Consider the following 17,916-nt stretch of genomic DNA (forward strand, 5'->3'; position numbering starts at 1 on the left):
AAGCTGCCCGAGCCCGCGGTCGTCGACAAGCCCATCGTCACCAACTGGTCGACCAACAGCGCCGAGACCGTGCCCGTCATCGCCTGACCGACAACGCTGCGGCATCGTCCGGCAGCTCAGCAGGTGACGACCTTGCCGTAGGAGCCGCGGCCCCAGTTCCACTCCCACTGCTCACCAGGCTGATAGGTGAGACACGGCGAATCGTTGCCCCAGTCGATGACGACCTTCAGGTGCATGGCCTCGCCGCAGTTGTTGGTGACCTTCACGTACTTTCTGTGCTTGATGACGTCCCGCTTGACGCAGGCCGGGGCCGTGCCCTGTGTCGCTGCCGCGGGGGCCGCCGATGCCGCGGAGGCCGTCACGAGGCCGGCGCTGAGGAGAGCCGATGCCGCGACGAATCCGCCGGCGAGACGCTTGCGGTACTTCATGTCCGGTTTCCTTTCCTGGGGCCAGGAGGCCGTGCGATGCGTGTCGTTGCTCCGCAGACTCTGCCGATCTTTTCGGCCCGAAGGTCCCAGACATGGCCGAAGTACGTCCCTTCGGGTGAGGAGGACCAGGGCTTCACCAGGGGGGCGAGCGGAGAAGCTCACCGAGCACGTACGTCCTTGCGGCCGGCGCACCAAGATCATTAGGGCATGTTGGGCGCCGCGTGTCCGAGCTGCAGATGTGGCGCCGGCGGCAGCGGCGTAGGCGCGCCTGTGGTGGGTGAGGCGCTGAACGCCTCGATCACGTAGGCGGCGAAGCGGCGGGAGGCCGCGATCCGGGCTGCACGCGGTGTGTCCTGGAGGCCCCGGTGGGCCATGAGCATGAGGATCAGGTCGTCGACGACGAAGCCGGGGCGCAGGTGGCCGGTTTTCTGGGCACGGTGGGCCAGTTCGCCGACCGCACGCAGGGTCTGCTCGCGGTCGGCGGTGAAGTCAATGGCCTCGGGGAAGGCCGTCATGAAGGCGTCGGCGAATCCCCGGCTGTGCGCGTGGAGTTCGCAGATCCGCTCGACCAGGCTCCGAAAACCATGCCACGGGTCGGAGTCGGCGAGGGCGTCGCGGACAGCGGCGTGGCAGGCCCGCCGCTGTTCGGCGAAGGTCTCCACGATCAGTGCCTGCTTGGTCGGGAAGTGCCGGTACAGCGTGGCGGGGCCGACGCCTGCACGCCGGGCGACCTCGCGCATGGGCGCACTCAGGCCCTCCTCGCCGAACACCGCGCGGGCGGCATCCAGGATGCGGCCCCGGTTGTCGCGGGCGTCGGAGCGCACCGACTGAGACAAATGGTTGGTCATCGCTTCTCACTTTAGCCAAACGGACGGGGGTGTCCGTTACGTTCCGATGGCGGTGCTGCCCACGGCCGCAGCGGCTGCGGTCCGTCCCTTTGCCGTCTTGAGGAGCAGAAATGAAAGCTGTCGTGATCAGGAGGTTCGGCGACCCCGATGGCCTGGAAGTCGTCGATGTGCCCGCGCCCGATCCTGCCCCCGGGCAGGTGCGGATCGCCACGGAGGCGATCGGCGTAGGCGGCGTGGACGCCGTGATCCGCCGGGGAACGCTTGCCGCCTACGGATTCCAGGAGGGCCACCTTCTGGGCAGCGAGGTCGCGGGACGGGTCACCGCGGTGGGAGAGGGCGTGGACGCCGCGTGGATCGGGCGGCGGGTGTGGGCGTTCACCGGTCTGTCCGGTGGGTATGCCGAGCAGGCCGTCGCCTCCGTCGCGGACATCCTCGTGCTGCCCGACGGCCTGACCGGCGCCGACGCGGTGACTCTCGGCGGCTCCGGCGTGGTCGCCCACTTCGCTTTGGAGCGGGCCCATTTCACGGCCGGGGAGACGGTGCTCGTGCGCGGTGGGGCAGGCAGCATCGGGATCACAGCGGTCCAACTGGCGGCCGGACGCGGCGCGGGCGCGGTGGCAGTCACCACCTCATCGGCGACACGCGGCGACCGCCTGCGGGACCTGGGCGCGACCCACGTCCTGGCCCGCACCGGCGAGGGCGGCCCGGACACACCGGCAGGTTTCGACGTAGTGATCGACATCGTGGCAGGACCCCAACTCCCCCTGTTCCTGGACAAGTTGAACCCCAACGGGCGGTACGTGGCCGTCGGTGTGGTCGGCGGACAGCCGCCGGCTGACTTCGGCACGCGGCTGATCGACGCCTTCCGCAGGTCGTTGTCGTTCGCCACGTTCAGCTCTGACACCGTGCCAGGACCCGACCGTCAGGCCGTACGGGCATCCCAGTTCGCCGATGCCGCGCAGGGCGACCTGCGCACGGTCGTGCACGAGGTGCTGCCTCTGGACCAGGCGGCGCAGGCCCACCGCGAGATGGACGCGGGGCAGGTGTTCGGCAGGGTCGTACTGGCGCCCTGAGCCGGTATCCGGCACCCGGCATCCCGCCTCGGCTCTGCGCACCGGCCGCCTCTCAGTCGCTGTACCTTCGGTCGCTGTGCTCAGTGACGATAAAAGGCCAGGTCAGCGGAGTATGGCAGCCCGAAAAGCGACTGAAGCGACTGAAGCCTCCTATCTATGACACGCACGCGCACATCAGTGTGTCGTTATAATTCCGGCCTTCAGTCGCTACGGTCGCTTTCATGGTGGGTGCACCTGCCCTGACCTGGGGTTTATTCAAGCGACTCGGGTCAGCTACCGAAGCGCGAACGTCGCTGTGTCTTCGGTAGCTGAGCAGCGAGAGGGCGCGGGGCGGTCAGCTCTTCGGTAGCTCTATGCCGAGTTCACGCATCGCGTCCGAGGGCGGGCCGCCTTCGGAACGCTCGGTCTTATAGCCCCTGGTGCCGGCTCCGAGCGTGCGGGGGTCGACCGCCTCCGAGGGCGCGGCCGAGGCGTAGAGCCCTTCGGGCCGCTGGTCCCTGTCGTGGGGCAGGAGCCAGAAGACCCTGCGCAGGAAGGTTCCGGAGGCCCGCGAGGCCCGGGCGTCACGGGACAGGATCGCGTAGCCGACCATGCGCCCGTCGCGGTGGTAGGCCGGTTTCCCGCGCCGGGTGGGCAGCCGGTCCAGGCTCTGCCGGACGTAGTCGAGGGGAGCGATGTCCTCGAGCCAGATCAGGTCCGTCTCATGGGCGATCTGGCTGGCCTCGATCAGGGAGCTCATGCTCTTGTTCCCTCCGCCTCGGCGTTCAGCCCGATGCCCGGATAGTACTTCCGCTGGTTCGACAAGATCATTTCTTTGGGGGAGGAGAGGCCGACGGTCTCCCGGACCCGGGCCGCGAAAGCACGGGAGGAGACCGGGTTGGCCCCTTCGAGCGAGCACCAGTGCTTGTAGGACGCGTACAGCTGAGCCTGTTCCGCTCGCCTCGCGGGAGCCATGGTGCAGCACTCGGTGAGGAAGCGGCCGGTATGGTCCTCGGTCTCCGCGTAGGCGGTGGTGGCGGTGCGGACCTGCTGCGGCCCGGTGAGGTCCTTTTCGCCGTTGAGGTAGCGGCGCGCCCCTGTGATGAGCCAGTGCAGGATCCCCGGGCCTTCTTCCGTGACCAGGACATCGGCCAGGTTGTCGACCTTGCGGTGGTCGGCGACGATCCGTTCGAAGGGGATCAGCTTCATACGGCGCCAGAACGCGTAGCCGCCGGTGTTCACCTCGGGGCGGTGATTGCCCAGCAGCCACAGTTTGTGCGTGGGGGTGAAGGAGAAGAAGTCCTGCCGCATGCGACGGGCCTTGATCCGGTCCCCGCCGGTGAGGAGCTTGACGCGGGCCTCGTCGAAGCGGTCGCCGGGCTTGAGTTCGGAGCAGACGATGATGCGCCGGCCATGGAGTTCGGCCAGGTCGGTGGGGTGCCCCTCGAACGGCTTGGCCATCAGGAATCCGGGCGGCGCGGCGTCGGCGTAGTCGCCGAGCAGCTTGACCATCACGTCGAGCAGCACACTCTTGCCGTTCTTGCCCTGCCCGTACAGGAACGGCATGATCTGCCCGCCGACATCGCCGGTGATGGAGTAACCCAGCAGCAGATGCAGGAAGTTGATCATTTCCTGGCCGTCGGCGTCCTCGCCGAAGGTGTCGCGGAGGAAGTGCTGCCAGCGGGGAGCCTCCATCGCCCGGGGCGCGAGTGCGGTGGAGCGCGAGTGCAGGTGCTTCTCCGGATCGGGGCTCTGCAGCATGCCGGTGCGCAGGTCGACGACTCCGTCCGGGGTGCACAGCGCGTAGGGGTCGGCATCCAGCAGAGAGGCGTTGAGCACCATGCCGGGCGCCGACTTCGCCTGCATCAGCATGGCCTTCATGCCGGACGTCGACAGGGCGCGCCGGCGGTGGCGGCGCAGCACGGTGGACGAGTGCCGCCCCCTCGGGTCCTCCTCGGTGAGCGACTCGGCCATCTCACCGGCCGCCCACAGAACGGCGTCGTCCTCGTCGATCTCCCACCGGAAGCCCGACCAGCGGTACCAGCCCAGGCCGGGAACGTGCCGGAAGTCGCGGCCGTAGAGGTGCACGAAGAGCTTCGCGTTGCCACGGTCGCTCAGGGAATCGGGCAGCAGCCCGTGCGAGGTCGCCGCCCCGGGCGCCGGCGCGGGGGAGGACTGTGTCTGGGCGGGCAGGGCGGGCGGGTTGAGGATCTGCTGGGCGATGGCCGCCGGGTCGAACAGCCCGTCGCCATGGTCGTTGTGGTTCACGGGCGGTCGTCTTTCAGGACGAGTGGGCGTCGCATGCCTGCCGCGAGGCCTGCACGAATGACGGAGGCACAACGGCTCTGCTGTCCGGGGCGGGCATGTTCGGCGGCCTGCGAAAGTACGGTCTCGGCGGCGTGGTGAGGCAGGTGCCCGGCGGCGACCAGGCCGCCGGTGGTGAAGGCGGCCCGGTTGAGTTTCTCCGTGAAGGCGGCACCCTCAGGGGTGGCCCGGCAGTCGGCGACCGCAGCCAGAGCGGCCGCCAGGACCTGGCCCGCGCTGTCCCGGCCGGCGCCCGCGGCGATGACCGCCTGGCGTGCCCTGAACGGCGTGGGATGGCCGGTGCTCTGGCGGGGCAGCGGCGCGGGCCGGTGGCCGGTGCGGGTCAGTTCGGTCTCGAGCCAGCCGGGCAGGGGAGCGGGGGAGGGGCTGCCGGCGAGGACCTGGTAGCGGCCGCCGGTGGTGACGGTGCCGGGCGCCACGATGTAGCCGCCCTGAGCGCGTACGTCCACCTGCCAGGCCAGGGCTCGGCGGGGGCTGGACCCGGTCGAGCACAGCCACGTCCGGTCCGGGTGTGTTCGGTACCAGACGTGCAGACCGCCGCTGGGGGTGCGTACCCGCAGCGTGGCGTCGTCGTGGACGGGGTCCTCCTCCTGGCGCAGCGCGGCGAGCAGGGCGAGGCTGTGAAAGCCGTGCCGCAGGCCGTCCAGGCGCACGTGCTCCCCGATCGCGATGCCGGGCAGCAGCCGCTCCCGCTGGGGCAGCGGGGTGTCGTGGGCGTCGATGTCGAGCACGAGCAGGCCGGCCGCTCCGCACGCCACCCCCACCCCGAAGCGGGGCTGCGAGCGCCACCAGCGACGGATGCGGTCCGCGTCGTCGGTCGCCGCGTGAAACCCGTGGCACCAGCGACCGGCGGTGATGCATTCGCAGGTGGCGGGGGAGTGACCGGAGCCCTGGCAGCGTGCGCAGTTGGCCGCCGGGGTCTTGCGGCCGGGGGCCAACGGGAGGACGGGCCAGCCGCGCGCCGCACAGGCCAGAGCGGTCTCCAGCGCGGAGCCGGACGGTTGGGCCGCTGCGTCAGCTACTGAGCCACTGGGGGGAAAGCCCAGCTCATCCAGCATGTAGCGACCTCTCCAGCGACCCAAGCGACTCAACATCGGACATGTTGTGCGCACAGGCTAACGCCTGGCGGAAGCTGGTCGCGGCGACTCGGCCGCAACGGGAGTGTTGGGGGGCCGCAGGTGTGATCGTGCGTCGCTTGGGTCGCTGTTCATGACGTCCGTGACAACTCCCCCGACAGGCGAGCGACTCAAGCGACTCCCTCGGACGAGCGACTCAAGCGACTCTTCCTCCGAAGCGTCCCGTCGAGCGAGGCGGCGGATCCGTGCGCCGGCCGACCATCGCCGACAGCTAATCATACCTACGCGAAGGTTTCAATGAGATTCCGCTCGGCCCCGCGCTCCTCCGGGGCGCCCCGCCCCGGGGCCCCGCGCGTCCCGAACAGGCCCCGCGCCGACGCCTGTTCAGTCCTGCGCCGGACGCTCCGCCGCGGGCAGTACGGTCGCGAGGATCTCCTCGATGCGGTCGGCGATGTCCTGCCGGTCGTTCAGGATGCCGGAGATGTGCTGGGCGCCGAAGAAGGCGGAGACGATGACGCGGGCCAGCACCTCGGGGTCGGTGCTCGCGGGCACCTCCCCGGCCTCCGCCGCCTCGCGCAGCGCCGCGGTGACCATGCTCTGGTAGCCCACGTAGGGAACGGGCATGTCGATGCCGATGTAGGCCCGCTCGATCTGCAGCCTGGCGCCGGCCTGGATGGTCAGGTTGTCGCGAAAGGCGCGCGCGGTGCGCAGCAGGAGCTGCCGGACGGTGGGCAACGGGGACAACGCCTCCGCCTGGACCGCGGTGGCGATGGAGTCCAGGTACGTATAGAAGTCGTTGGCGACCGCCTGGGCGAGGGCTTCCTTGTTGGCGAAGTGGAAGTAGACCGCCCCTTTGGTCATGCCGGCCAGCTCGGCGACGTCCTGCACGGTCACCGGCGGGAAGCCGCGCTCGGCGAAGGCCCTCGCCGCCGCGGCCAGTACCACGCTCCGGGTGCGTACGGCGCGTTCCTGCTTGAGCTCCTTGACGGGGCGTCCGCGGGTGCCGGTCGGTGCCTTGGCTGACATCTTCGTCGGCTGGGCAGAGTCCATCGGGCTTCCTCGCTCTTGGTGACCTGACTCGGAGTGCCGGGGTGGACACCCTCTTGAAATATACCTGCGTGAAGGTATTGTAACGCGTCCTGTAGCTGATTGGAGTCAGTAATGCAGTTGGATGTGCTGGGGGACGCCTCCGAGATGCCCCTTGAACCACAGGTACGGCCCTTGTCCTACGCCCAGCCGGTGCCGCGCCACCTGGTCCACCGGGCGGCCATCGCAGAAGTGTTCATCACCGACTCTGTCCGCACGGGGGAGCACACCTTCCGCGTCGCCGCGCAGTGGCCGCGCGACCACGCGCTCTACGGCCCCGGGGCCGGCGCCGTCAGCGACCCGCTGCTCTTCGCCGAGACACTCCGGCAGGCCATGGTCTATCTGGCCCACGCCCACCACGGCATACCGCTCTCCCACCAGTTCCTCGGCAACGCCAGCGCGTTCGAGACGACCGACCTCGAGGCCCTGCGCACGAACGGCGCGCCCCTCGACGTGGAGCTGGAGGTGACCTGGCGCTGGACCCCGGAATGCCGCGCACCGCACCGCTTCGGACTGCACGTGGAAGCGGTGCTGCTCGTCAACGGCCTGGCCTGCGGAAGCGGCTCGCTGCAGGTCGCCACGATGGATAAGCGCCTGTACGCGCGCCTGCGCGGGCGGGACAGACCGGCGGCGGGAGTGCTCCCGCCCGAGGCGGCCCCTCGACGGCTGCCCGCTGCAACGGTCGGCCGTCAGCGGCCGAAGGACAGCGTCGTGGGTCTCGACAGCGACGGTTCGTGGCAGATCCTCGCGGACCAGCAGCACGCCATCTACTTCGACCACCCCAGCGACCACCTGCCCATGATGGTGATGCTGGAGTCGATCCGGCAGGTCGGCCACGCCGTGCAGCGCACCACCGATGACAGCGAACGGTGCCGCTACCAGATGGTCGGCGCGACCGGCACCTTCCACGCCTTCGCGGAGCTCGACGTACCTCTGTACGTCGTCCCCCGCAGGCCGCTGGTGGCAGCGGGCGCGCAGCGAAGGTTCGACGCCCGTGTCGATCTTGTCCAGAACGATGCCGTCGTCGCCGAGTTCACCGCGACCTGGCAGTCCATCGCTCCCGCGGTGCGGCGCCGGGCCGCCGTCCCCGCTCAGGCCTCCGCCGCCCAGGTCGAGAGCCTGCTGGACGCCGGAGCCAAAAGGATGTCCCACAGGCTGCGCACACTCTCCGACAAGCCCTCGCGCGCCGTCGGGGCGATGAAGTAGGCGCCCACCAACAGGATCAGCACGAACTCGGCCAGCAGCGGTGTCGGCAGCCGATGACCGCTGTCGTGCTCGGCGTGTTGCAGAGCACCCTCGACGAACGCACGCAGCGCCGCGAAGGCCGGCGGTTCCTGCGTGCCTGACAGTGCCTGTTCCACCGTCAGGCGCAGTGCCGCTCCGCTGCGTACGTCGGAGGTCAGCTCGTCGGCGAGCAGCAGAGCGGCCTCGCGCACGGCGGACAGCCCGGCCACCGGGCTGTCCGCCTGCACCCCCGCGACCAGCCGCTCGACGCTGGTCTCCAAATGCGCGATGAGGGCCTGCGCCAGTGCGTCCTTGGAGCCGAAGTGCCCGTACACCGCCCCCTTGGTCAGGCCCGTGTGCTCGGCCACCCGCTGCACATTGGCTCCGAGGTAGCCGTGCGCGGCGAACTCCACCGCTGCGGCATCGAGCACCAACTCATGGGTGCGCTTCGACCGTTCCTGCTTCACCAGTGGCTCCTCGCGGCCCGATGGAATCCTGACATTCCTTTTATACGTTCTCAAATGAATTTTTTGAACAGAATTTTAGGAGAAGAGCTATGTCCTCCACCGTTTCTCCGTCCGTGGACGAGAACGCCGCCCCCACCGCGCCCCTGACGGACGCCGCCGCTCTGGCCCGCGCGGACGCGGCCCGCGCCGACGCCGAACAGCGGCTGGATCCCGCGACGGTCGAGGCCCTCTGCCGGGCCGGCCTGCCCGCGCACTTCGTTCCCGCGCGCTGGGGCGGCCGCGAGTCGACCTTCGCCCGGCTGCTGAGCGAGGTGGCCATGCTGGCCGAGCACTGCCCGTCGGCCGCGTGGTGCGCGGCCCTGTGGGCCGCACACGGCAGATTCTGCGCCTACCTGCCCGAGGCGGGGCAGCGGGAGATCTGGCGGCACTCGCCCCGTACCCGTATCGCCGCGGCGATCGCACCGCCCGCAGGCACGGCACGTACGACCGCCGACGGCTGGAGGCTCGACGGGACCTGGCGACCCGTCAGCGCCGTCACCCACGCACAGTGGGTTCTGCTGGCGGCCCCACAGGCGGACACCACCGGTCCTGCCGTGCGGGTCTTCGCCGTCCCCGCCGACCGGCTCGTCATCGAGGAGTCCTGGGACGCCGTCGGCCTGCGCGCCACCGCCGGACACACGGTCATCGCCCGTGACGTACACGTTCCCGCCCACCTGACCTTCGACCTGGCCGAGATGCTCGCGGGCCGGAGCGCGCCCGGACGCTCCCGCAGCCACGCCGCGCCCGCCCAACTGGCCGGTGGCCTCATGTTCTGCGCCACCGCCTACGGGGCGGCCCGCCGGGCGCTGCACCTGTGGACGCACTGGGCCCTCACACCGTCGCGGAGCACCGGCAGTGCCCGCGCGAGCGCACCCGCTGTCGCCACCATGCTGGCGACCGCGTCGGCGCGGATCGAGGCGGCCGGTCTGCTGCTGGAGCGTGCGGCCCGGCGAGCCGACACCGAGCCGGTCACCGGTGCGCTGGTCGCGACGAACCAGCGGGACGCCGCGGTCGCGGCGCAGATGCTGGCCGACGCGGTGGGCGAGCTGATGCGCGGCGGGTCCCACATCCTCGACGCGCGCGGCGAACTGCACCGGATGTGGAGGGACGTGCACACGGTCGCCGCGCATGCGGTGCTGCGCGTCGAGGGAGCGGCCGCGGCCTTCGCGGCGGCCGCGGAGCGGTGACGAAGGCCGTGGGAGCGCCGACGGCGGCGGCGCGTGAAGGTGCGGCACGGCCCGCTACCTGCGCGCCGGCGCCGCACGGCGAGCGGCCGTCCGAGCCGCCGGGGCAGGACCGGCGCTCATCGCCCGCTCCCGCTCGCGGTAGAAGCTGATCTTCCAGTCGAGCTGGCGCAGGGTCGCCGTCATCCCCTCCACCTGGGCGCTCGCTCGCGCGCGATGCACCTCCAGCAGATGCCGCCGCTCGGCGACCGTCGCGTCCCCGCCCCGGGTCAGTTCCATGTACTGGGTCATCTCCGCCAGCGGCATCCCCGTGCTGCGCAGGTGGTTGAGGAACTCCAGCCACCGAAGGTGGGCCGGGTGGTAGACCCGGTCGCCGTCGGCCGGCGCGGCGTCGGAGCCGAGGTCGATCAGGCCCTCGTCCTCGAACCAGCTCAGTACGTCCGGAGTGAGCCCTGTGATGCGGGCCAGGTCGTCCCGCGTGTAAGTGGTGGGCCGCGACGAGGAGGGCATACGGGCGTCCTTTGCTCGGAAGATGCGTGCTCTGGGCGTGCTGGATGCACTGCTGCCGGGTGGCCGGGCCGGTAGAGCGAGGCGTGCGGCACGCGGTGCGCGCCGCTGTCGGTCAGGGGGCGCGGAGTCCGGGCCGAGAGGTCCGGGCAGTTTTGATTCCTTCGTAAAGGTATTTTATTGGCGCCTGAAGCGCAAGCGCAAGCGCAAGCGCAAGCGCAACCGCAACTGCAACCACAACCACGGTCGGCATGCTGTTTACGGGGAGGAGGCACCCGATAAACAACCATCTGGTTGGTTGCACCTGAGGGTGGGGCGTAGGTGGGCGACGGCCTGTCCGGGCGCGGCCCACCCCCGCTGGGCCCCCGGTCAGACGGCGCTGCGCTCGCCGATGACGCTGTCGATGATGGCCTCGCCGTGCCGGATGATGCTGGCGCGCAGCAGGCTCCAGCTCGCCTCGGTGTCGTGGCCCGGACCGAGCATCAGGCGCCGCTGCTGCGGCACGATGAAGGGCCAGGACGACAGCCCCACGAGTTCGAGCAGGATGCGCGCCGCCTCGGTGGGATCGTCGATGCCCAGCGCCATGCTCAGGGCGACGGTCTTGCGGACGTAGTAGGTCTCGCGTTCCTTCTCGTCGGGGATCGGCTGATCGCGGTAGTGCAGACCTTCCCAGGCCAGCAGGGAGACGAGGTCGCCGTGGGTGCGGTGGTAGTCGAAGACGTCCCCCACGTACGAGCGCAGGCCCTCCTCGGTCGTGGGGATGGGCACCATGGACCCCATGTGCTGGTACACCTTCGCCATCACGGCGGAGAAGAGCATCTCCTTGTTGCCGAAGTAGGCATAGATGCGCTGCTTGTTGACGCCGGAGCGTTCGGCGATGCGGTCCACGCGGGCGCCCGCCAGGCCGAACTCGGAGAACTCCGCCTGCGCGGCCTCCAGGAGCTTCTCGCGGGTCTGCTGACTCTTGGCCGTGGGTGTCATGCAGAGAGGGTATCGCAGAACCAACCAACTGGATAGTTGGCTCAGTGGCGGCCAACCGCGGCGACGGCCGATCGAAATAAAAAACCAACTAGATGGTTGCATCGCCATGCGATCCCGTTCTACGGTTTGGCCATCGGAACCGCCGCCGAACACCGGGCGGGGCCGGAGCACTACGACATTTCGTCATCGCTGCAGGCCGCGCCCTCCGAGGGCGCCCCACCTAGGAGATCCAAAATGCCGAGCGCAACCCAGCCTCTTCTGATCGTGGGCGACCGATTCGCCGGATTCACCGTCCAGGACACCGTGCAGACCGTCACCCAGCTGATCGACGACCTGCACCAGGGCGTCTACAGCCAGGGCGCCGAAGGCGTCTACAGCCGGAGCAGCGAACCGATCCGCATACGGGCGGGCCAGGGCGTCACGCTCGAGGACTACGAGGCGATCTGGGACGAGTTCGTGCTGCGCGGCCTCGCCGGCCGCCTCGACTTCCCCTACGCCGAACCCGCCCTCGCCGCCCGGGGCGAGGCCCACAAGCACTGCGAGACCAACACCCTCATCGCGAACCTGCGCCGGGACGACGACACGACCTTCGCCGCCGACCTGCGCCTGCACAACGACAACGAGATCCTCCTTGACCACCAGACCGGCGAGCACGTCCAGGGCATGGTCGCCATCGAGGCCGCCCGGCAGATGTTCCTCGCCGTCAGCGAGCGCTTCTTCGCCTCCCACCACCCGCAGCGGCGCTACTACTACGTCATCGAGTCGATGCACACCGACTTCGAGAACTTCCTGTTCCCCCTCGACGCCACCATCGAGTACCGGATCACGCGCGCCGATACCGCGGACCCGACCCGCCTGGCCTTCACCGCCGACGTCAGCATCCTTCAGGCGGGCCGCCGTTCCTCGCTCACCGCGGTGGCCTTCACCGCCTTCGAGGCGCACGTCCTCCAGGCCAAGGAGCACCGCCGCGCGGAGAAGGCCGTCGCCCACCAGTCCCGCGAAGCCGTCACCGCTGCCGCTACGCCGGTCCCGGCCCCCGCCGCGGCACCGCAGCCGGTTCTCGCCGCCGCCTGAGGACCCGCTCTTGAGCCCTCGTCCGTGCAGAGCCCCTTGCCCGTGCAGAGCCTTACGCACATGCAGAGCCTTGAGCCCGTGTCCGCGCAGCGCTTTGAGCCCGTGTCCGCGCAGCGATGCCCGGCGCCCGGACATGAGCCGAGCGGCAGACGCACAGCCACACCAGCCACACCACCCCCTGAACGCCGGTCGGCGGTGAGCGCGAAAACCACGTCCCCCGCGGCGCGCCACCGCCGGCCGGCTCATCACCCACGTCCCGTACCGGAGTGATCATGACCATCACCGAAACGACCCCCGTCACCGCTCTCACCCGCACCTACGACCTGAGCGTCACGACGCAGGGCCCGCTCTACCCGCCCAGCGAGATCGTCGACGAGAACGGCGACTTCGTCGTCATCGGCATGATCAACCGCGAGGGCCCGGACGGCACGACCGTCCCCGAGTGGGGCAGCGCGGTGGTGTCACCCGACAGCCCCCTGCCCCCGCTGGGCGATAAAGCGCCGTACACCATCGTCCGCGAACTGGACGTCGAACCGACCGCCCCCGACGGCCAGGCCGCGCTGTACACGCTGCCGCTCCCGCTGCCGTGCAACAACTACCCGATGCTGTTCGCCCCCGAGCAGCGGCCCGACGCCCACCAGGTCGAACGCCCCAGTTACCCCTTGCACAAGGCTCCCATCCCCGACATGCGCCACGAGGACGGCATCAAGGTCCGCGAGCCGATCCGGCTCGCCCAATGGGTCAAAGCCCGCGGCCAGTTGACCGTCCACGTGCCCGAGAACCGCAGGTCGGCCGACTTCTCCTTCGCCTTCACCGGTCTCATCCCGAACAGCCTCTACACGGTCATGTCGCTGCGCGAACACGACCTCGACCCGGCGGGCCCCACCCGCCCCGGCCCCCTCGGCATCCCCAACGCCTTCATCAGCGACGAGAACGGCATGGCCCACTACCGGGCGACCCTGCCCAACCCGTTCCCCGAGCAGGCCGGCGGCTCCAACCGGGTCATCAACGTCGTCGTGCTGTGGATGAGCTACCAGCAGAACTACGGCGGCGCCATCGGCCACTTCGGCCTGGGCGGCGACATCCACGCCCAGCTCAAGCTCCGGGGCCCCAGCTTCCAGGAGTTCACCACCGTCCCCGAGGCGTGAGCCACAGCCATCCGGTGTGAGCGGCAGCCCTATGCCGCCGTCCCGACTTTCGACCCCCGACCCCCACCTCGATCCCCACCTCGATCCCCACCAGACTTCCAGGGAGCCCCCATGACCACGCACACCACCACCCCCATCGGCATCGTCTCCACGGGCTCCTACCTGCCCGAGCGCATCGTGCCCAACGAGGAGATCGCACCGGCGGCCGGTGTCGACGCCGAGTGGATCGTCCGCAAGACCGGCATCACCCAGCGCCATCGGGCCGCCCCGCACCAGGCCACCTCCGACCTCGCCGCCGCCGCGGCCCTGCGCGCCCTGGACGACGCGGGCCTCAGACCCGATCAGATCTCGTACGTCGTCGTCGCCACGTCCACCCCGGACCATCCACAGCCGGCCACCGCCGCCATCGTCCAGGGAATGATCGGCGCCACCCGCGCCGCCGCCTTCGACGTCAACTCCGTCTGCAGCGGCTTCGTCTTCGCCCTGACCGCGGCCGAGCGCATGCTCCGCGCCGAGACCGACAGCGCTCGAACCCCGTACGCTCTCGTGATCGGCGCCGACATCTACTCGCGGATCCTCGACTACAGCGACCGCAAGACCGCCATCCTCTTCGGCGACGGCGCGGGTGCCGTCGTACTGGGGCCCGTCCCCGCGCACAGCGGCTCCCTCACCACCAGCCTTGTCACCCGCGGCGACCTCCACCGGACCATCTCCGTCCCGGCCGGCGGCAGTCGGCAGCCCGCCAGCGCCGCCACCGTCCACGACGGCGCCCACTACTTCACCATGGACGGGCGCGGAGTCCGCGGGTTCGTGCACGAGCAACTCCCCGGCGCCATAGCGGAGTTGCTGGACAAGGCCGGCGTCTCGTCCCGCGAGGTCGGCCACTTCGTCCCCCATCAGGCCAACGCCGTCATGCTCGGTGAGGTCTGGCCGGACCTGCGCCTCGACAACGCCAGCATGCACCTGACGGTCGCCCGCCACGGCAACACCGGAGCCGCCTCCGTCCCCATAGCCCTGGACACCGTCCACCGCCAGGAACTCCTGGCCGAGGACGACCTCGTCGTCCTCTCCGCGTTCGGCGGCGGTATGTCCGTGGGCTCCACTCTCCTGCGCTGGGCCCCCACCCGCCACGCTCGCCGCCCGCGCATCATGGTCGCCTCCATGAACGAAGCGGCCCCCCGGTCCGCGCTCCGCGCCACCCGCCCCCTCGTGGCCGCGGCCGTCTGACCCCCGGAGCGACCGGACCGACCCGACCGACCCGACCGACCCGACCGACCTGATTGACCTGACTGCCAATCAGCTGACCGACCCGACCCGAACCAACCCGACCCGACCCGAACCGCCCACGGCCGTCGATGACGGTCCCGAACGGAAGAGGCCCACCATGTACGCGTACACCTCCACCCCCGCACGTTCCGCCACGTCCTCCAGAGCCACGCATCACCGGCGCCGGCCGGAGCAGGTCTTCCCCAGGACACCGCCCCTGCGGCTCCCCGGCGAGAGCGAGGACGACCTGCGTGCCGATCACATCTGCCGGGGCATCGACTGACCGCGGCCGGACAGCGCGACAGCGGGCTGACGCCGACGGCCGTCCAGATCGCCCCTGTTCAGCCCCCGCACCGCCTGGTCGGCCTCCGCGACGGCCTGAAAGATCCGGTCGGTGCGCACGAGCAACGCGGTTCCGGCCGAGGTGAGTTCGACGGGCAGACGGCCGCGACGATGGAACAGCTCCGTCCCCAGCGAACGCTCGAGCCCCTGGATCTGACCTGTGATCGTGGACTGGGCGCAGTACATGTTGCTGGCCGCCTTCGTGAAGCTGCGGGCCTGAGCCACCTCACGAAATGCCCGAAGCTGGTGCAGTTCCATCATCGTTCCCTTCCGGATCGCGCTCGAGAGTCCGCGGCGACGCCGCACGAACACCACTTAAGATACCTCCGCGAACGTATTTTACTCATCCACCCCCGGATGTCGCGCCTCCGACCGCCTTTGACCGCGTCGAGATGACGGCGCCTCGGGGATGCGCAGGGCGTGTGGGGCAGGTGTTCGGGCCGGGCGGCAAGTGAAATCGCGGATCCAGATAAAGATTGAAACCTTCGTGAAGGTTTGTTTCCCTCCTGTGTGCGGAGCTCCACCCGGCGCCCCGCTTATGCCAGGCAGGCCTCACGGAGGAACCCATGCGCAGTGTCAGCACCGCCAGGAGCGCGCCCGCCCAGCCCGCGCCCGATGCCGCGTCACTCGTCGTGGACGCCCTGGGCGCCATCAACTGGATACCCGGAACCGGCTCCCCCGACGGGGAACCCTCCGGAGGCGCGGCCCGCGCGTCCGAGGCGGACGGCGCCGCGCTGTGGGGACTGCCCACGGGCGGACTGTTCGGTCAGCTGTGGGCCACCGCGCACAACTCCCTGCGGGGTGCGGAGCCGGGAATCCCTGGCGTGCACGCCTGACAGTAAGATACCTTCGCGAAGGAATATCAAAGGGGTGGGGACCACATGACCAGCACGGCCACGGCAACCAGACCGACGTACCTCGTGTTCAGCGACGTAGACGAGACGCTCATCGACTGCAAGAGCATGTTCGACTTCCTGCACTTCGCCCTCGTACGACTGCACGGCGACGAAGGCGAGACGCTCTACCGCGCCACCCGCGCCCATCTCGACGCGATGTCCGCAGCCGGCGCGGCCCGCGCGGACGTCAACCGCGCCTACTACAAGAGGGCCTGGGCCGGTTACGGCGCTCAGCAGCTCGCCGACCTCGGCGAGGCCTGGTACGCGCAGCGCAGTGCGCGGCCCGGATTCTTCATCGAGGAGACCCTGCACGCGCTGCGCCGCCACCAGGAACAGGGCGCCGAAACCATTCTCGTCAGCGGGTCGTTCACTCCGTGCCTGGCTCCGATCGGCCGAGCGGTGAACGCGGCGCGCATCCTGTCCACCGAACCCGTCACCCGACAGGGCGTCCTCACCGGCGACGTCGTCCAGCCCATGATCGCGGAGGGCAAGCGGGCGGCCGTGCTCCGCGTCCTCGCCGAGCACCCCCACCTCAGCCCCCGGTCCTGCTACGCCTACGGAGACCACCTCTCCGACGCGCCGATGATGGACTGCGTCGGCAACCCGCGGGCCGTAGGAGATGACCCGCTGCTGCGCGCCTACCTCGCAGAGCGCACCCAGGCATCGACGCGCGACCCGGCCCACGGGGGAGCGGCACTCGCCTGCTGGTCCATGAGGTGCGCCGAGCACGAGGCGACCGATGCGGCCGATACGAGCGATCCTCGCCTGTGCGCCCAGGCTTGCTGACGCGCCGTCACGACACCCTCTCGTACAGTCCGCCGGTCACCGGGCCGGCCGAAGGAGCCTCAACCGTCATGCACCGCAGGGAACTCGGCCGTCAGGGACTGACGACGTCAGCACTGGGCTACGGCGCCATGGGCATCTCCATGTTCTACGGCCCCAGCGACCAGCAGCAGGGCATCGCGGCCATCCACCAGGCGTACGAGCTCGGCGTGACGCTCTTCGACACGGCCGAGCTCTACGGCTGGGGCGAGAACGAGAAGGTGGTGGGGCGTGCCGTCGCCGGCTTCCGCGACGACGTCGTCCTCGCCACCAAGTTCGGCTTCACCCGGGAACTCGGCCGCAACAGCCGGCCCGGCCACATTCGTGAGGTCGTCGATGACAGCCTGCGCCGACTCGGCGTCGACCACATCGACCTCCTCTACCAGCACCGCATCGACCCCGACGTCCCCATCGAGGACGTGGCCGGCACCGTCAAGGAACTGATCGACGCCGGCAAGGTCGGCCACTTCGGTCTGAGCGAAGCCGGCCCCCGGACCATCCGTCGCGCCCACGCCGTGCAGCCGGTATCCGTTCTGCAGACCGAGTACTCCCTGTTCGAGCGGGACTGTGAACAGCTCTTTCCCACGCTTGAGGAACTCGGCATCGGTTTCGTCGCCTACTCGCCCCTCGGCCGCGGCTTCATCACCGGAACCGCCAAGCCGGCCGGTCAGTACGCTCAGGGCGACATGCGCAACCATGACCAGCGATGGCAGCCCGGCAACTACGAGAAGAACGTCGAAGCCGTGCGCGGCCTCGGTGAACTCGCCGCCGGCCGCGGCATCACCGTCTCCCAGCTGGCCCTCGCCTGGCTCCTGGGACGCGGCGACCACATCGTGCCCATCCCCGGTACCCGTGCCCCCCACCGCGTCGTCGAGAACGTCGGGGCCGCGCGGATCAGCCTGACCGACGACGAACTGACGGCCATCGACCGGATCCTTCCCTTGGGCGGTTTCGGCGCTCGTTACACCGCCCACATGCCTCGGTGGGAGTAGCCGGCCCCGACGCGCGCCCAGGTGGCGTCCGGCGAGAGCCGCGACCAGCAGGGTGAAGGCTGCAGATGAACCGCTGGCGGGGGGGGGGGGGGGGGGGGGGGGGGGGGCGCCGCCGGGGGGGGGGGTGGGGGTGGGGGGGGGGGGGGGGGGGGGGGGGGT

General features: G+C 70.1%; 19 protein-coding genes. 9 read left to right on the top strand and 10 right to left on the bottom strand.

Annotation, left to right across the window (positions count from 1 at the left end; all coding sequences use genetic code 11):
- Window positions 1–116: 116 nt before the first annotated feature.
- The gene (locus ACIREE_RS40560) at window positions 117–428 is read right to left on the bottom strand and encodes a hypothetical protein (RefSeq protein ID WP_404164309.1); all 312 of its coding nucleotides are present in this window, start codon (window positions 426–428) and stop codon (window positions 117–119) included.
- 200 nt (window positions 429–628) lie between these two features.
- Window positions 629–1,276, bottom strand: coding sequence for a TetR/AcrR family transcriptional regulator (locus tag ACIREE_RS40565; protein ID WP_404164310.1), 648 nt, complete (start codon window positions 1,274–1,276; stop codon window positions 629–631).
- Between the two features lie 110 nt (window positions 1,277–1,386).
- Here ACIREE_RS40565 and ACIREE_RS40570 point away from each other — a divergent pair, with 110 nt between their 5' ends.
- Window positions 1,387–2,349: a zinc-dependent alcohol dehydrogenase family protein gene (locus tag ACIREE_RS40570; protein ID WP_404164312.1), complete on the top strand. Its 963-nt coding sequence runs from the start codon at window positions 1,387–1,389 to the stop codon at window positions 2,347–2,349.
- Between the two features lie 334 nt (window positions 2,350–2,683).
- Here the strand turns inward: ACIREE_RS40570 and ACIREE_RS40575 are convergent, their stop codons facing one another.
- From ACIREE_RS40575 to ACIREE_RS40590, 4 genes are all read right to left on the bottom strand, one after another.
- Window positions 2,684–3,088 carry a DUF6009 family protein gene (locus ACIREE_RS40575; protein ID WP_404164314.1) on the bottom strand — a complete coding sequence of 135 codons (405 nt, stop codon included), beginning with the start codon at window positions 3,086–3,088 and terminating at the stop codon, window positions 2,684–2,686.
- The gene (locus tag ACIREE_RS40580) at window positions 3,085–4,596 is read right to left on the bottom strand and encodes a phage/plasmid primase, P4 family (RefSeq protein WP_404164316.1); all 1,512 of its coding nucleotides are present in this window, start codon (window positions 4,594–4,596) and stop codon (window positions 3,085–3,087) included. The genes ACIREE_RS40575 and ACIREE_RS40580 overlap by 4 nt, the downstream gene beginning before the upstream one ends.
- A complete protein-coding gene (locus tag ACIREE_RS40585; protein ID WP_404164318.1) occupies window positions 4,593–5,711 on the bottom strand; it encodes a bifunctional DNA primase/polymerase in 1,119 nt (372 codons plus the stop codon). Before ACIREE_RS40585 ends, ACIREE_RS40580 begins: the two co-directional genes overlap by 4 nt.
- 402 nt (window positions 5,712–6,113) lie before the next feature.
- A complete protein-coding gene (locus tag ACIREE_RS40590; protein WP_404164320.1) occupies window positions 6,114–6,779 on the bottom strand; it encodes a ScbR family autoregulator-binding transcription factor in 666 nt (221 codons plus the stop codon).
- A 111-nt stretch (window positions 6,780–6,890) separates the two neighbouring features.
- On the opposite strand from ACIREE_RS40590, the gene ACIREE_RS40595 reads away from it, so the two are divergent.
- The gene (locus tag ACIREE_RS40595) at window positions 6,891–8,021 is read left to right on the top strand and encodes a ScbA/BarX family gamma-butyrolactone biosynthesis protein (RefSeq protein WP_404164322.1); all 1,131 of its coding nucleotides are present in this window, start codon (window positions 6,891–6,893) and stop codon (window positions 8,019–8,021) included.
- On the opposite strand, the gene ACIREE_RS40600 is transcribed toward ACIREE_RS40595, so the two are convergent.
- Entirely contained in the window at window positions 7,907–8,506 is a 600-nt protein-coding gene (locus ACIREE_RS40600; RefSeq protein ID WP_404164324.1) for a TetR family transcriptional regulator, read from the bottom strand. The genes ACIREE_RS40595 and ACIREE_RS40600 overlap by 115 nt on opposite strands.
- An 89-nt stretch (window positions 8,507–8,595) precedes the next feature.
- Between ACIREE_RS40600 and ACIREE_RS40605 the strand changes: the two genes are divergently transcribed.
- Entirely contained in the window at window positions 8,596–9,732 is a 1,137-nt protein-coding gene (locus ACIREE_RS40605) for an acyl-CoA dehydrogenase family protein (protein ID WP_404164326.1), read from the top strand.
- A gap of 54 nt (window positions 9,733–9,786) precedes the next feature.
- Here the strand turns inward: ACIREE_RS40605 and ACIREE_RS40610 are convergent, their stop codons facing one another.
- Both ACIREE_RS40610 and ACIREE_RS40615 read right to left on the bottom strand, forming a co-directional pair.
- Entirely contained in the window at window positions 9,787–10,239 is a 453-nt protein-coding gene (locus tag ACIREE_RS40610) for a MerR family transcriptional regulator (RefSeq protein ID WP_404164328.1), read from the bottom strand.
- Window positions 10,240–10,605: 366 nt separating this feature from the next.
- A complete protein-coding gene (locus ACIREE_RS40615) occupies window positions 10,606–11,217 on the bottom strand; it encodes a TetR/AcrR family transcriptional regulator (protein ID WP_324776978.1) in 612 nt (203 codons plus the stop codon).
- A 234-nt stretch (window positions 11,218–11,451) separates the two neighbouring features.
- On the opposite strand from ACIREE_RS40615, the gene ACIREE_RS40620 reads away from it, so the two are divergent.
- From ACIREE_RS40620 to ACIREE_RS40630, 3 genes are all read left to right on the top strand, one after another.
- Window positions 11,452–12,291, top strand: a complete 840-nt coding sequence (locus ACIREE_RS40620; protein WP_404164330.1) for an AfsA-related hotdog domain-containing protein — start codon at window positions 11,452–11,454, stop codon at window positions 12,289–12,291.
- 272 nt (window positions 12,292–12,563) lie between these two features.
- The gene (locus ACIREE_RS40625; protein WP_404164332.1) at window positions 12,564–13,439 is read left to right on the top strand and encodes a hypothetical protein; all 876 of its coding nucleotides are present in this window, start codon (window positions 12,564–12,566) and stop codon (window positions 13,437–13,439) included.
- Between the two features lie 111 nt (window positions 13,440–13,550).
- Window positions 13,551–14,666, top strand: coding sequence for a 3-oxoacyl-ACP synthase III family protein (locus ACIREE_RS40630; protein ID WP_404164334.1), 1,116 nt, complete (start codon window positions 13,551–13,553; stop codon window positions 14,664–14,666).
- A 297-nt stretch (window positions 14,667–14,963) separates the two neighbouring features.
- Here the strand turns inward: ACIREE_RS40630 and ACIREE_RS40635 are convergent, their stop codons facing one another.
- Window positions 14,964–15,362, bottom strand: a complete 399-nt coding sequence (locus ACIREE_RS40635) for a LysR family transcriptional regulator (RefSeq protein ID WP_404164336.1) — start codon at window positions 15,360–15,362, stop codon at window positions 14,964–14,966.
- 251 nt (window positions 15,363–15,613) lie between these two features.
- Between ACIREE_RS40635 and ACIREE_RS40640 the strand changes: the two genes are divergently transcribed.
- The 3 genes from ACIREE_RS40640 (at window position 15,614) to ACIREE_RS40650 (ending at window position 17,757) form a co-directional block, all read left to right on the top strand.
- Window positions 15,614–15,883, top strand: coding sequence for a hypothetical protein (locus ACIREE_RS40640; RefSeq protein ID WP_404164338.1), 270 nt, complete (start codon window positions 15,614–15,616; stop codon window positions 15,881–15,883).
- Window positions 15,884–15,928: 45 nt separating this feature from the next.
- Window positions 15,929–16,729, top strand: a complete 801-nt coding sequence (locus tag ACIREE_RS40645; protein ID WP_404164340.1) for an HAD family hydrolase — start codon at window positions 15,929–15,931, stop codon at window positions 16,727–16,729.
- Window positions 16,730–16,797: 68 nt separating this feature from the next.
- Entirely contained in the window at window positions 16,798–17,757 is a 960-nt protein-coding gene (locus ACIREE_RS40650) for an aldo/keto reductase (RefSeq protein WP_404164342.1), read from the top strand.
- The last annotated feature ends 159 nt before the right edge of the window (window positions 17,758–17,916 follow it).

The sequence above is a fragment of the Streptomyces sp. NPDC102467 genome, assembly GCF_044765445.1.
Classification (GTDB): Bacteria; Actinomycetota; Actinomycetes; order Streptomycetales; family Streptomycetaceae; genus Streptomyces.